This is a genomic window from Kistimonas scapharcae, assembly GCF_039540975.1.
GTDB lineage: Bacteria > Pseudomonadota > Gammaproteobacteria > Pseudomonadales > Endozoicomonadaceae > Kistimonas > Kistimonas scapharcae.
Genome location: NZ_BAABFL010000117.1, coordinates 1 through 13,439 on the forward strand (window position 1 = coordinate 1; position 13,439 = coordinate 13,439).

The 13,439-nt window shown below is 50.2% G+C and carries 13 protein-coding genes; 11 read left to right on the plus strand and 2 right to left on the minus strand.

Annotated elements, in window-relative coordinates:
* Positions 1-48 precede the first annotated feature (48 nt).
* On the minus strand, positions 49-1,179 hold the full coding sequence (locus ABD892_RS07030) for an ankyrin repeat domain-containing protein (RefSeq protein ID WP_345194736.1): 1,131 nt from the start codon (positions 1,177-1,179) through the stop codon (positions 49-51).
* Between the two features lie 574 nt (positions 1,180-1,753).
* Here ABD892_RS07030 and hutW point away from each other — a divergent pair.
* The 5 genes from hutW (at position 1,754) to ABD892_RS07055 (ending at position 4,905) form a co-directional block, all read left to right on the plus strand.
* On the plus strand, positions 1,754-3,100 hold the full coding sequence (gene hutW, locus ABD892_RS07035) for a heme anaerobic degradation radical SAM methyltransferase ChuW/HutW (RefSeq protein ID WP_345194737.1): 1,347 nt from the start codon (positions 1,754-1,756) through the stop codon (positions 3,098-3,100).
* A complete protein-coding gene (gene hutX / locus ABD892_RS07040) occupies positions 3,097-3,606 on the plus strand; it encodes a heme utilization cystosolic carrier protein HutX (RefSeq protein WP_345194738.1) in 510 nt (169 codons plus the stop codon). Before hutW ends, hutX begins: the two co-directional genes overlap by 4 nt.
* A gap of 92 nt (positions 3,607-3,698) precedes the next feature.
* On the plus strand, positions 3,699-4,016 hold the full coding sequence (locus ABD892_RS07045) for a Rieske (2Fe-2S) protein (RefSeq protein WP_345194739.1): 318 nt from the start codon (positions 3,699-3,701) through the stop codon (positions 4,014-4,016).
* Positions 4,017-4,046: 30 nt separating this feature from the next.
* On the plus strand, positions 4,047-4,253 hold the full coding sequence (locus ABD892_RS07050) for a YqaE/Pmp3 family membrane protein (RefSeq protein ID WP_345194740.1): 207 nt from the start codon (positions 4,047-4,049) through the stop codon (positions 4,251-4,253).
* Positions 4,246-4,905, plus strand: coding sequence for a DUF2959 domain-containing protein (locus tag ABD892_RS07055; RefSeq protein ID WP_345194741.1), 660 nt, complete (start codon positions 4,246-4,248; stop codon positions 4,903-4,905). The genes ABD892_RS07050 and ABD892_RS07055 overlap by 8 nt, the downstream gene beginning before the upstream one ends.
* 36 nt (positions 4,906-4,941) lie before the next feature.
* On the opposite strand, the gene sfsA is transcribed toward ABD892_RS07055, so the two are convergent.
* Complete coding sequence (sfsA, locus tag ABD892_RS07060; RefSeq protein ID WP_345194742.1) at positions 4,942-5,670, minus strand: DNA/RNA nuclease SfsA; 729 nt, start codon at positions 5,668-5,670, stop codon at positions 4,942-4,944.
* 412 nt (positions 5,671-6,082) lie between these two features.
* Between sfsA and dksA the strand changes: the two genes are divergently transcribed.
* The 6 genes from dksA (at position 6,083) to ABD892_RS07090 (ending at position 13,431) form a co-directional block, all read left to right on the plus strand.
* Positions 6,083-6,526: an RNA polymerase-binding protein DksA gene (dksA, locus tag ABD892_RS07065; protein ID WP_345194743.1), complete on the plus strand. Its 444-nt coding sequence runs from the start codon at positions 6,083-6,085 to the stop codon at positions 6,524-6,526.
* An 11-nt stretch (positions 6,527-6,537) separates the two neighbouring features.
* On the plus strand, positions 6,538-7,440 hold the full coding sequence (gene gluQRS / locus ABD892_RS07070) for a tRNA glutamyl-Q(34) synthetase GluQRS (protein WP_345194744.1): 903 nt from the start codon (positions 6,538-6,540) through the stop codon (positions 7,438-7,440).
* Positions 7,441-7,551: 111 nt separating this feature from the next.
* The gene (locus ABD892_RS07075; RefSeq protein WP_345194745.1) at positions 7,552-9,609 is read left to right on the plus strand and encodes a TonB-dependent receptor plug domain-containing protein; all 2,058 of its coding nucleotides are present in this window, start codon (positions 7,552-7,554) and stop codon (positions 9,607-9,609) included.
* An 8-nt stretch (positions 9,610-9,617) separates the two neighbouring features.
* The gene (locus ABD892_RS07080) at positions 9,618-10,172 is read left to right on the plus strand and encodes a YfiR family protein (protein ID WP_345194746.1); all 555 of its coding nucleotides are present in this window, start codon (positions 9,618-9,620) and stop codon (positions 10,170-10,172) included.
* Between the two features lie 108 nt (positions 10,173-10,280).
* Positions 10,281-10,457, plus strand: coding sequence for a hypothetical protein (locus tag ABD892_RS07085; protein ID WP_345194747.1), 177 nt, complete (start codon positions 10,281-10,283; stop codon positions 10,455-10,457).
* Entirely contained in the window at positions 10,447-13,431 is a 2,985-nt protein-coding gene (locus tag ABD892_RS07090; RefSeq protein WP_345194748.1) for an ATP-binding protein, read from the plus strand. Before ABD892_RS07085 ends, ABD892_RS07090 begins: the two co-directional genes overlap by 11 nt.
* Positions 13,432-13,439: the final 8 nt, after the last annotated feature.

The following is a 13,439-nucleotide window of genomic DNA, read 5'->3' on the forward strand; positions in this document are numbered from 1 at the left end:
GTTTTGTGCAAAAACTGTACTCTGTTGCCAAAAGTACGGCCAGCTTGCTCACATTCCCAAGGTTAAGCGGGATTTAAGGATGTAATAGGCCAATTGGGCATCGTACATGATTTCATCAACAGCTCGTCTATCCACACCCGCCATCAAGAGCTGACTGACCATAACACAGCGCCCATGCTTTACTGCAATTCTGAATAACTCACGATCATTGGCAATGACCATTCCAGTATTCAGTAACATATCCAGTATGCAGGAATTACCTTTTTCAACGGCAATATTTAACGGAAACAGTCTTCCATAAGGCTTATCTAGCATGTGAGCCTGTGACAGATCTACTCCAAAGCTCAGCAACATTTTGACAGCAAGAACATTACCATCTCTAAGCGCCTTAGCAAGCAAATGCTCTAACACCTGATGTTTCTCTGATTTATAGAATGGACATGCCAACACTTTTAGCAGAAGAGCGTTAAATATTGAAAATTCAAAATTTTTAAGCGCGATCTCTATAGGACTAGTGTTGTTTTTACGCGACATTATAGTCTTAGCGTCCACTACAGAAAGAAGCAATTCAACAGCACCAACATTCTTTACCTTTATCGCTTTAACCAACGCCAATGGATAAAAGCAGGATACAACTTTATTTAGCATCTGAAATAGCAAATAAACCAAGGCATCATCTTTTTCATCTATCGCTAACAAAAAACGAAAACCCAGACTCTTTTTAGGGATACCAATATTATGAATACACTCCGTCAGTGTTTTGTAAGCTTTTAGCTCATCTCTTTCTCTTACAACAAGTATTTGTTTCGTTCCTGAAATAAAAAAACAATCAGCACGTGGATCTAGACTCACTACCTCCTCATATTCAGGCGATCCTACACTTTTGATGTAGATTTTTTCAGCATCTGAAAAAACTAACCATCGGTGATCAGGCGACACCATCGTTACACCAGAAAAAGCATTCTTGGATAAATCGGTACCCGACCACATATGCCGAATAACTTTCACCTGTCGTTTGCTAATTTGGAAAGATATGATATCACGCGCTAGCTCAGTGATTGCAGCCGAATGATTCAGACCTAAAGCCATATAATTAGCTAGTCGTTGACGTGCATCAAGCTGGGAGCTTTCTTGTGCTTTTTTTGGCACACAAGCATTCACTAAAGCAATTGGATTCATCTTGCATTCCTTATGACAATTACACTATCAAGACATGAAGATGAAAATAAATCGCTAACAATGTATTCAAGTATGATAACAAAAATTATTTTTTATAAATTATAAATAGTCTCAGCGGACACACATGAGCGTCTCGTAGTGTACTGATAAGGAGTTTTAACAGACCAGATACTCGTTTCTGAATAGCCATGGTTAACGAGAAAATGTTTTAAGCCTCAGGCATCTTCTGAAATCTTATTGGCCGTTCGCACGCAATAGGGTCCCGGGGAGTGGACTGCATAATCTCGCAGTTGACACCAAAACATTCCTCCCTGCCGTTAGGGAAACTGCGAATAAGTCTCTTTTCCCAATAGCAGTGTCAGTAATGCCAAGGGTTACCGAAGGTGAAGGTGGACTTATTCGCACCTTCCTTAGTTAGTGGAAGTAACATCAGTAAACACATACTACCTATTCATCTCAGCGCCTCGTCGGTCATAAGAATACTGACCAGAATTGATACGGATCAAAATAAAATTAATGCCAATCATTATCATTTGCATAATCATCCATCCACCTGTCCTTTTCGATTATGCCCATGAATACCCCACTGTCACCCGAGATGACAGGTTACTCAACCCCTGATCCGCTGCGACTAGCGTTCAGTGGGAAAACCTCGGCTCATGTTAACAACCGTCCTAAGCCACTGACACCGGAGCAACAGGTCACAACCTGGCAACGACTCATAGCGGAACCTGGCGAAACCGGCAAACGTCTGGCCTATTTCCATATCCCGTTCTGCCGTACACATTGCTCTTATTGCGGCTTTTTCCAGAACGCCAGCAAGCCGGGGCTGATCGAGCAATATGTCGATGCACTGATCCGTGAAATCGAGATTACCGCCACCAGCCCCCGCATTCAGGCCAGCCCCATCCACGCGGTGTATTTTGGCGGCGGTACGCCTACCGACCTGACACCGGAACAAATCACACGACTGGGAGACGCTATTCGCCAGCATCTGCCCTTATCCAATGATTGCGAGATGACCTTTGAGTCCCGCTTCAGCGGACTCACCGATGAAAAAACAACCGCCTGTATGGAAGCCGGGTTTAACCGGTTTTCTCTCGGTGCCCAGACGTTTAATACCCAGATTCGTCGCAAGATGAGCCGGATTGATCCTCGAGAGGTGTTGCTGGAGCGGCTTGATCATCTGGTCAGCCTGGATCAGGCCTCTGTGGTCATAGACCTCCTGTTCGGCCTGCCCTATCAGACGCTGGATACCTGGGCGGAAGACCTGTACACGCTGATCAACAGCGGCGTACATGGTGCGGACCTCTACCAGCTGGTACTTCACGGCAGCAGCCGCATGGCCAAGTCCATCGAAAAAGGCTCCATGCCGGAACCGGCGGGCAACGCCATGAAAGCCGATATGTTCCTGACCGGCCTAGATATTCTGGGCAGGCATCACTTCAATCGGGTTAGCGTCAGCCACTGGGCTCGGGATACCCGGGAACGCAATATCTACAACCACTGTGTGAAAGCAGGTGCCGAGATCGTCCCCTTCGGCTCCGGTGCCGGAGGCAATATTGGCGGGCACGGCATCATGATGCACCGCAGCCTTGAACCTTATTTCGGCATGATCGCCGCCGGTCGAAAACCGATCATGGCCATGAACGCACCGAAGCCCATGCGACAACTGCACAATGTAATCGGTGGTGGTTTTGATCTCGGCTGGCTGGATCTGAACCACATACAGCGCACCACGGGTTATGACGTGGCGACCCATTGTGCGCCCCTGTTTGATGCCTGGGTCAACAATGGTCTGGCCGAGTATAAGGGCGACTTCCTGGAACTGACCCTGGCAGGCCAGTTCTGGAACATCAATATGAATCAGGGCCTGATCCACTACCTGGAATCCAGCCCGCTTGAGGAACTTGCTGCATGAGCATCCGCGACAACATACATCGTCTGATATCTGAAAATCCTGAACGACTGCCTGCAGATATCGCTGCAGAGCTCGCTGTTGATGAAATCGAGGTGATCCGTCATCTGCCTGAAGACATGGTCACGCTGCTGGATGGCACCTTGTTCGAAACCGTTGTGAAAGACATCAAGGACTGGGGCGACATCCTTACCGTGATTGATGTTGATGGCTCTATTTTTGAACTGAAGGGGCCATTCCCCAAAGGGGGCATGAAGTACGGTTATTACAATCTGAGTGACCGTCGTACGCCGCTGAAAGGCCACTTGAGACCAGATGCGATCAGCCTCATCGCCCTGGTCAGCAAACCGTTCCATGGCGTTGATACCCGTTCTGTCCAGTTCTTCAGCCACAGCGGCCGCTGCGTGTTCAAGGTATACCTGAGCCGTAATGATCAGAAGCAGATTCTTCCGGAACAACAGGAACGTTTCGAGGCTTTGGCTCAACTCGCCGCCCAGCAGGCCGCCTGATCTTTTCTCTACGGCTGTACCGGATAACGGTGCAGCCCGTTCTCCTCTTGCGCTAGAATGGCAGACCACCGTTTTTCCACAGCGCGATCAAAATGATAAAACTCTGTCGTCTGGATGCGATTCCCGAAAATGGCAGTAAAGGCTTTACTACGGACAAAGGCGATTTTTTTGCCGTAAAGAAAGCCGGTAAAATCTACCTTTACGAAAACAGCTGTCCACACATGAGTATCAACCTGGAGTGGCAACCGGATCAGTTTCTGGATAATGAGAAACGGCTGATCCAGTGCGCTACCCACGGTGCCCAGTTCCTGATGGAAACCGGTGAATGTGTTGTCGGTCCCTGCGAAGGCGACCATCTGACCAAAGTTTCCTATATCATCCGGGACGATACCCTGTACCTGCCAGACTGACCGGATCGAACAACCTGAGAGCACATTATCATGCGTTACCTGTTGGCTATTTTGCTTCCTCCCATTGCCGTACTGCTGTGTGGCAAACCCTTTCAGGCAATACTGAACCTGATCCTGACCCTGTGTTTCTGGATACCGGGTGCTGCACATGCGCTGTTTGTCGTTCACAGCCACCTGGCGGACAAGCGCACGGAAAAAGTCATCGATGCGATCGAACGGGGAAACAATAATGATTAAAACATCCGCACTACGACAGCTGTCGTTCCTGTTGCTGGCAGGCATCATGTTGTCTGGCTGCCAGAGTACCTATTACAAGGCCATGGAGCAGGTTGGCTTCCATAAACGGGATATCATGGTTGACAGGATTGAGGACACCCAAAAATCCCAGCAGGAGGCTCAGGAGCAGTTTCAGTCGGCACTGGATCAGTTCCGCAGCGTCGTCGCCTTTGATGGCGGAGATCTGGAATCTGTCTACAACCGTTTGAACGACGAGTACGAAAGCAGTTATTCAGCCGCTGAGAAAGTACGCGAACGCATCAACAGCGTACGTGACGTCTCCGACGCCCTGTTCGATGAATGGGAAGATGAGCTCAGCCTGTATTCCAGCGCAAGCCTGCGTGCCGAAAGCAGCCGGAAACTGAAGGACACTCGTCGTCGTTATGACCAGATGATGGCCAGCATGGTGAAAGCCGAAAAACGGATGCAACCGGTACTGGATGCCCTGCATGATCAGGTGCTTTACCTGAAACACAACCTCAACGCGCGAGCCATTGCAGCGCTGAAAGGCGAATTCAGTAGTATCAAGTCTGATATCGACAAACTGCTGCAAGAAATGCAGACGTCTATCAGAGAATCTCAGGCGTTTATCAATACGCTGAAGAAACAGTAAAAACCTTCTGTGCCGGGTACGTGCCCGGCACCTGCATCACACACGCACGTCCAGACAATGATCAAGTGCAATCTTTTCAGCTGAAAGGGTTCCACCACAGGCGACAACTTCAACACCGGCGTCAATCGCCTCCCGCAATACCTGACCGTATAACGGATCAATATCATCGGCCGGCGCAACAATCTGAATGCCTGAATGCTGTACGCAAAAAACCAGCATGGCTCTTGCACCGGATTCCACCACGCGCATGAGTTCCCTGAGGTGCTTTGTTCCGCGTGAGGTCACGGCATCAGGAAAAAGTCCGAGACCGTCGCCCATAGCGAGCGTCACATTCTTTACTTCAACATAACAGTCAGGTTGACCTTCCCCGGATAGCAGTAGATCAATACGGCTGTTCTCATCACCGTATTTCACTTCCTGACGGATACTGCCATAACCGTTCAATGAGGGAATGACACCCTGTTCAATCGCCTCACGCACCAGCGCATTGGCACGTCCCGTGTTAATACCAGCAACCGCATACCCGGTTTCACCCTTCTGGGTAAAGGGTACTTCCACCAGCTCCCAGGTGCAGGGGTATTTCCGTTTGGGATTGCCGGAATCCGAATACCAGACCCGGGCGCCTTCAGGCTGGCAATGTTTCATTGACCCCGTATTCGGGCAATGCAGGGTTATCTCTGAGCCATCGGGCAGAACAACATCAGCCATAAAGCGCTTGTAACGACGGATCAGTCTGGCTTCTGACAACGGCGGATCAAACTGCACGGAACCCCTCTCTGATGGCAACAAAATAGGTTTCAGGCGATAGAACGAACTGACAGTTTATAGCGAAATCCATGACACCTCTATTCCATAAAAACAGCCCGAATTGACAGAATTGGAATTAATCAGCCATAAATTGCTATGATGTCAAAAGACTTATAAGTAATTAAAAATATTTTATTTATTAAAAATTACTTTGTTCTATCTATTGGTACGCATTTCCATCTGGCTAAAGTCTAATTAGAATGGAAAAGTTTTACGTGACCTGAAACATTTTCTTGTAGCATCCTTAGAAATGTTCTGGTAGCTTTCCGCTCCTTGAGAAGCTGCCAACAGGTATTTACCACAGAGCGGCCTACTCGGGGGGCTTTGCCTCCTTCAGGATGATGACTTGGAGAGAAACGGGGCTGAAACCATGTCAGCACAGAACAAGCCAGAGACAGGCAACCTGCTGAAAAACTTCTCGCCTTACCAGGAGAAGAAGGGTGAAGAGTACATGTGCGATGCACAGCTCGAGCACTTCACCAAAATCCTCCAGCAATGGAAGCAGGAGCTAATGGAAGAGGTTGACCGGACGGTCACCCACATGAAAGACGAAGCCGCCAACTTCCCGGATCCTGCGGATCGCGCAAGCCAGGAAGAAGAGTTTAGTCTGGAACTACGCACACGTGATCGTGAGCGGAAACTGATCAAGAAGATTGATCAAACACTTCAGCTTATCGAAGACGGCGACTATGGCTTCTGCGATTCCTGCGGTGTCGAAATCGGCATCCGTCGTTTGGAAGCGCGGCCAACTGCCACCCTGTGTATTGACTGCAAAACCCTTGCAGAAATCAAAGAGCGCCAGCTGGGATCCTGATATCCCACTGTATGGCAGCTCCTCTCTACCGGGGGCGTTTCGCCCCCTCGCCTACCGGCCCTCTACACTTCGGGTCCCTTGTCGCAGCACTTGCCAGCTATCTGGACGCCAAAGCCCATGCGGGTGAATGGTATGTTCGTATTGAAGATATTGACCCTCCCAGGGAAGTCCCCGGTTCCAGTGCCGCGATATTAAAAGCGCTGGAAGTGTATGGTTTGACCTGGGACGGTAAATTGGTCTGGCAGCATGACCGTTATGACACTTATCGTGAAGCAATCAACCAGCTACGCCAACAGGGCGTTGCCTACCCCTGCACCTGTTCCAGAAAAGAACTGGCCGAATACCACAACATTTACCCGGGCACTTGTCGCAAACGTACAGATGATCCGGACACGCCCTTTGCTATTCGCCTGAATTGTCGCGATGACATCATAACCTTCAACGATGAGATACAAGGCGAACAGCGATTTGATATGACTGCGCTGGGTGACTTCATCATTTTCCGGAAAGACCAACTGTTTGCCTACCAGCTGGCAGTGACTGTCGATGATGCGTGCCAGGGCATCACGCATATTGTGCGTGGATCTGACTTACTCGACTCAACACCACGACAGATTTGCCTGCAACGTCACCTGAATGTGCCCACACCGGTTTACGCGCATATTCCTGTCATCATCAATCCTGACGGCAGCAAACTCAGTAAACAGAACCTGGCGCCAGCCTTGCCTTTGGACAATCCGGTTCCCATGCTGCTGAAGGCACTGCACGTACTTCACATTCCTGTTGATGATGCCATGTTGCAGTCAGATCCTGAAACCATTCTGACACATGCTATATGTCATTGGTCGTCTACAAAGCTGCCACAAATCCTGTCCATTCTGGAACTCAGCCTACCCAGTGTTCCCCAGCATTAACGTGCAACGTTTCCTGCACTACGTTTCATAAAACTGTCTTATTGCGTTTCACGAACGTTGTACTAAGTTTTATTATGAATCGAAATAAACTTGCCAAGGACTAGGCAGCCAATGACAGTACGATCGCTGTGGATCATCCTTTTTCTATTCATGATCAGTTTCACGGGGATTACCCGTGGAAACGACACTGATCAACTACTGGATATGAATCTGGAACAGCTGGTTGCTTCAGAAGTCACGTCAGTTTCAAGAAAATCACAATCCATTCTTGCCGCGCCCGCCGCCGTTTACTCCATCACCCAGGAAGATATCCGCCGGAGTGGCGCACGTTCCATACCCGATATCCTTCGCATGGCGCCCGGGCTTCAGGTTTACAAACTCAACAATCATACCTGGTCTGTCAGTGCCCGAGGAAACAGTAGCATTTTCTCCAACAAGATCCTGATATTGATTGATGGCCGCTCCATTTACAGCCCGTTCATTGGCGGTGTTCACTGGGAAAACCAGGACATGCTGCTAGCGGATATCGAACGCATTGAAGTGATTCGTGGACCTGGCGCCGCTTTATGGGGGGCAAATTCTGTTAACGGCGTCATTAATATTATTACCCGCAGCGCGCGGGTCACTCAGGGAACGTACGCAGAACTGGGTGCCGGTGACCTTGAAAAAGGATTCGGTGCTATTCGCCATGGCGGCCAAATTGGCGATGACATCTCTTATCGTGCTTATGTTAAACAGTTTGAGCAAGGTGCACAGGATGACTTAGGGAGCACCCTGGCCGCCCGTGAGCAGTATCTGAATGCCAGTGCAGAAGACAATCGTCGAATGAAGCAGGCGGGCTTTCGGGTTGATTGGGATAAGGGCGCCCTGGACACCTTTATGTTTAAAGGCGATATCTACCGGGGCGAAACCTATGTGCCTGCTACAGCCTTCGACAGTGGCATCGTAAATAGTTTCATTACCCTGCCGGTATTTCATCCCTTTGATACCCGACAGTTTGGCGGAAACACGCACTGGCGCTGGACGCGCACCCTCGAAGGTAACTCCGAAGCGGTGCTGCAGTTCTGGTATGACCGGTACGAAGCCGACAGTTATGTCCTGGATGAGGATCGTAATAGCTGGGACGTCGATTTCCAGTACAGCTTTGATCTGTCCAGCGCCACCAGCATCATCTGGGGGTTGGGCTATCGCTATGTGGATGATGATTTCCAAAGCCATTACATCAGTGAATACGACAGCATGGTGGTCACGCCCAATCACTGGAACACTGAGCTGTACAGTGCCTACATACAGGGCGAGTTCACCCTGGTTCCAGCGAAATGGCACCTGACGCTCAGCGGACGAATTGAGCATAACGACATCACAGGCTATGAACTACAACCCAACGCACGCCTGCTTTATACGCCCGATGCGTTTCAGTCCTTCTGGGCAGCCCTGTCCAAAGCTGTAAGAACTCCCACCATGGCGGAGACCGGTATTGATATCATCAACCCTGGCCGCCAATACAACCGCAATCAATCACTGGACTCTGAAAGACTCATCGCCCTGGAAGTGGGGTATAAGCGACAATTTAATGAGACGCTGTCGATAGACAGCACGCTCTTTTTAAACCGTTTTGACGGTCTCAGCGGCCAAGTCGATATGGGCGCCTGTACAGACTTCCTCACGGCCAGCCAACCGGCTGTTGCCTTACCGACCTGTGAACGAACAACGCTGGAGAACCTGCTGGATGGCTATGCCTATGGCCTGGAGCTCAGCATGGACTGGAAAGTCCGGCAGAACTGGCTGTTAAAAGTCGCCTATAGCCATCTGCAACAGGACATGCAGGCCAACCGCTCGGATGCCATCGCCAAAAACAGTGAGAAAACCCAGGAGGAAACCAGTGCCCAGAATAGCCTCAGCCTGATGAGCCGACACAACCTGCCACATGGCGTTGAACTGGATATCTGGGTGCGTTACAGCGACAGTCTGTCTGCGCCTGACATCAGCCTGCCATCGCTGACAACAATGGACGTGCGTATTGCAAAACGCTTTGGCAACATGGAACTCTCAATCACTGGCCAGAATCTGTTGGATAGCAGCCAACCTGAATTCGTGGATGTACTCTCAGGCCAGATAACAACGGAAGTTCCCAGAAGTATCTATGGCAAAATCAGTTGGGATTTCTGAGGGTAACTATGATGATCAATCCTCGGAACAACCCAAAACCTTTTACACGGATGATGGCTCTGACCACCTTGCTATCAGCCTGCCTGTTCAGCCACGTTGCTAGCGCAGAAACTAACGACAGTAGTCAATTGAAAGCCGTCATACTTCTGAAAGCACTCAAGTATGTCCAGTGGCCAGCACAAACCCTCACCAATAACACGCTAAGAGTCTGCATGGTTGGAAAGGGGCCGATCAACCGTGAGCTAAAAGCGCTCAGCGGCAAGAAACTCTCAGGCAAGCAAGTACACGTCATCTACTACGAAGCATTAAATAAAACCGATTTATGTCATCTGGCGTTTATTAATAACTCAGCGGCTCACCAGTTTCATGAGCTTATCCGACTACTGTCCACACAGCCAGTTCTGACCGTCAGCGACATTCCCGCATTTGCATCAAACGGCGGCATGTTCGAACTGAATGAAAGCAAGGAAAGAATCAGGCTGGTTGTCAATCTCAAGGCAACCCGCGCCAGTGGTTTTCTCATTGGTTCACAGTTATTAAGAATGTCCCGGGTCATACGCTAACACTGTCCGCTGCAAAATCTTCGATAGCCTCTAGTTGCGCCTTTCCCTTTGCGGTTCACCCGTTTACCATGAGCTTTCATTACAGGCAGTCAGGTCTCATGGCAGGTTATGTATCTCCACCGGCTGGTACTCTTACTCGTAATTGGCATTTATCTCTTTTCACCCGCCATCATGCAGTGGTGGATTGAGTCTGCTGAGGGCTGGTACCGTCCCTGGATACTCTGGCTCATTCTCATCGTTGCGGGCTTCCTGCTGCAGACCAGAAGGGGGCAGGATGAGTTTTGACCTGAGCCAGCTGACGGGCATCAGTATCGCCTATCTGCTATTCCTGTTTGGCTGTGCCTGGGTAACCGAAAAAGGCTGGATTCCCGAGCGATTCATTGCCCACCCGTTGACGTATGTGTTGTCACTGGGGGTATACGCCGGTGCCTGGGCATTCTTTGGCACAATCGGACTGGCACATCAATTCGGCTTTGTTTTCCTCGCTTACTACCTCGGCATATGCGGCGCTTATCTGCTGGCTCCTGTTTTGCTGTCACCGATTCTGCGCATTACCCGAACCTATCAGCTGGGCTCACTGGCCGATATTTTTGCCTTCCGCTTTCGCAGCACCTGGGCAGGTACACTGACCACCATTTTCATGTTACTGGCAGCACTGCCTTTGCTCGCACTGCAGATCCAGGCGGTCGCCGACACTATCCATATCATGACCATGGAGTCCTCCCAGGATCGCCTGGCCTTCGGTTTTTGCCTGATCATCATGTTATTTGCCATGGCATTCGGCACCCGACATATTGCCACCCGGGAAAAACACCACGGTCTGGTCTTCGCAATAGCCATGGAATCCGTTATCAAGCTCGTGGCCATGCTGATAATAGGCGGGGTCATATTATTTGAGGTGTTTGATGGTCCCCAGGGGCTGCAACAATGGCTGGATATCAATGCCGAAGTACTGACGTCTTTACACGCGCCCCTGCAGGATGGCCCCTGGCGTACCCTGCTGCTGATGTTCTTTGCCTCTGCCATCGTCATGCCCCACATGTTTCATATGGCATTCAATGAGAACCTTAATCCCCGTCACTTGAATGCGGCCAGCTGGGGCTTACCACTGTTTCTTCTGGTTATGAGTATTTCTGCTCCACTGATTCTCTGGGGAGGCCTACGACTGGAGACGTCAGCAGTCCCAGAATATTTCATTCTGGGAATTGGGCTTGCCATGGAGTCGCCTGCGCTTAGCATTATTGCTTACGTCGGCGGCATGTCTGCAGCGAGTGGATTGACGATTGTCACAACACTGGCGCTATCCGCCATGATCATGAACCATCTGGTACTGCCGGTTTATCAGCCCCCCACCAGCATCAACATTTATCGCTGGCTTAAGTGGACCAAGCGCCTGCTGATTGCCGCCATCATTCTCACCAGTTATGGTTTCTACCGATTACTGAAAGCACAGCAAGATCTGACGAATCTGGCGATTGTCGCCTTTGTCGCAACCCTGCAGTTCCTACCTGGTGTACTGGCAACGCTGTACTGGCCACAGGCAAACCGGAAAGGTTTTATCTGTGGTTTGGTGACAGGCATGACCGTGTGGTTTGTCACGATGCTGATCCCATTGACAGGTAACCTGGATGCCATTGACCTCTACTGGATTCAGATTTCGCTTACTAGCAACACATGGCATTGGGCGACACTGACATCTCTGGCGGCCAATATCCTTGTGTTTATTCTGGTATCAATGAGTTCCCCTATTTCACGGGAAGAAGAGAATGCGGCCGAAGCCTGTTCCGTACAAATCCTCGACAGACCCAGTCGCAGAACAGTCTCCGCCACATCGCCTAAAGAATTTCAGGAAAGATTGTCACAGCCACTTGGTACGTATACGGCTCAACGTGAAGTTGCCCAGGCGTTAAATGACCTGAAAATGTCCATCAATGAACGTCGCCCGTATGCACTTCGTCGTTTGCGAGACCGTCTTGAAGCTAATTTGTCCGGGCTAATGGGTCCCAGTGTGGCACAGGAAATCCTCAATCGCTGGTTACCCTACGAAGAACAGGCAGACGCCTATATCACAGAAGATATCAATTTCATTGAAAACCGCCTTGAAGACTACCACTACCGTTTAACCGGCTTGGCAGCAGAGCTGGATAGCCTGCGTCGTTATCACCGCAGGACATTACAAAACCTGCCCATGGCTGTCTGTTCCCTCGGTCGTGATGGTGAAATCCTGATGTGGAACCGTGCCATGGAACATACGACAGGCATATCCGGCAACAACACAGTTGGCTCCCGACTCGATAGCATTGATGAACCCTGGCGTTCCCTGCTGAGCACATTTGTTGACGACAGCTCGCGCCACCAGCACAAACAAAAGCTGACCATTTCGGGACACCCCCACTGGTTCAATCTCCACAAGGCAACCATCAGTGAATCCAAAGCCGAAACCGACCAGGGTCTGGTGATTCTGCTGGAAGACCTGACGGATACCCAGATGCTGGAAGCTAAACTGATTCACAGTGAACGGCTGGCGTCTATAGGCAGACTGGCTGCCGGTGTTGCCCATGAGATCGGCAATCCTTTAACCGGTGTCGACTGTCTCGCCCAGGAACTGAGGACACTATCCGATGATCAGGATACCCGCGAAGTCGCTGAACAGATACTTGACCAGACCAAGCGTATCAGCCGGATTCTGCATTCCCTGATTAACTTTGCACACAGCGGTCAAACCTCGGAAAGCCTGACGATCGAACCGGTCAGCCTGTACCAATGCAGTAATGAAGCGACCTCGCTATTGTCACTGCGCAAGGACAATCGGGGGATACGCTTTGTGAACAACTGCAACCCTGACCTGCTCGTCACCGGCGACCCTCAGAAGCTTACCCAGGTAATCATCAACCTTCTGAGCAATGCCCGTGATGCGTCACCGGAAAATGCCATTGTCACCATCAATACGATCGCCTGGGAACATTCCATCACCCTGGAGATCACTGACAATGGATCAGGTATTCCGGAACACATTCGCGACCGTCTGTTCGAACCCTTCTTTACCACCAAGGAAGCCGGAAAAGGCACAGGGTTAGGACTCGCGCTTGTCTACAGCATTATTGAAGAACATTTTGGTACAATCACCATCCAGTCACCGGTCGATGAACAAACCCATCGAGGCACCCGGTTCAGTATCAGCCTGCCACGGCATATGGCGGATTTGAATCAAACGACACTGAAGCCTGCATCGGCTCACCGGGATATGGAAGCAGTCTAATAACAGTC

Excerpts from the sequence above, each read along its gene's own strand:
- ABD892_RS07090 (WP_345194748.1), top strand. The coding sequence starts at position 10,447 with ATGAGTTTTGACCTGAGCCAGCTGACGGGCATCAGTATCGCCTATCTG.
- ABD892_RS07030 (WP_345194736.1), bottom strand. The coding sequence starts at position 1,179 with ATGAATCCAATTGCTTTAGTGAATGCTTGTGTGCCAAAAAAAGCACAA.
- ABD892_RS07085 (WP_345194747.1), top strand. The coding sequence starts at position 10,281 with ATGTATCTCCACCGGCTGGTACTCTTACTCGTAATTGGCATTTATCTC.
- ABD892_RS07045 (WP_345194739.1), top strand. The coding sequence starts at position 3,699 with ATGATAAAACTCTGTCGTCTGGATGCGATTCCCGAAAATGGCAGTAAA.
- ABD892_RS07050 (WP_345194740.1), top strand. The coding sequence starts at position 4,047 with ATGCGTTACCTGTTGGCTATTTTGCTTCCTCCCATTGCCGTACTGCTG.
- ABD892_RS07080 (WP_345194746.1), top strand. The coding sequence starts at position 9,618 with ATGATGATCAATCCTCGGAACAACCCAAAACCTTTTACACGGATGATG.
- ABD892_RS07055 (WP_345194741.1), top strand. The coding sequence starts at position 4,246 with ATGATTAAAACATCCGCACTACGACAGCTGTCGTTCCTGTTGCTGGCA.
- gluQRS (WP_345194744.1), top strand. The coding sequence starts at position 6,538 with ATGGCAGCTCCTCTCTACCGGGGGCGTTTCGCCCCCTCGCCTACCGGC.
- dksA (WP_345194743.1), top strand. The coding sequence starts at position 6,083 with ATGTCAGCACAGAACAAGCCAGAGACAGGCAACCTGCTGAAAAACTTC.
- hutX (WP_345194738.1), top strand. The coding sequence starts at position 3,097 with ATGAGCATCCGCGACAACATACATCGTCTGATATCTGAAAATCCTGAA.
- hutW (WP_345194737.1), top strand. The coding sequence starts at position 1,754 with ATGAATACCCCACTGTCACCCGAGATGACAGGTTACTCAACCCCTGAT.
- ABD892_RS07075 (WP_345194745.1), top strand. The coding sequence starts at position 7,552 with ATGACAGTACGATCGCTGTGGATCATCCTTTTTCTATTCATGATCAGT.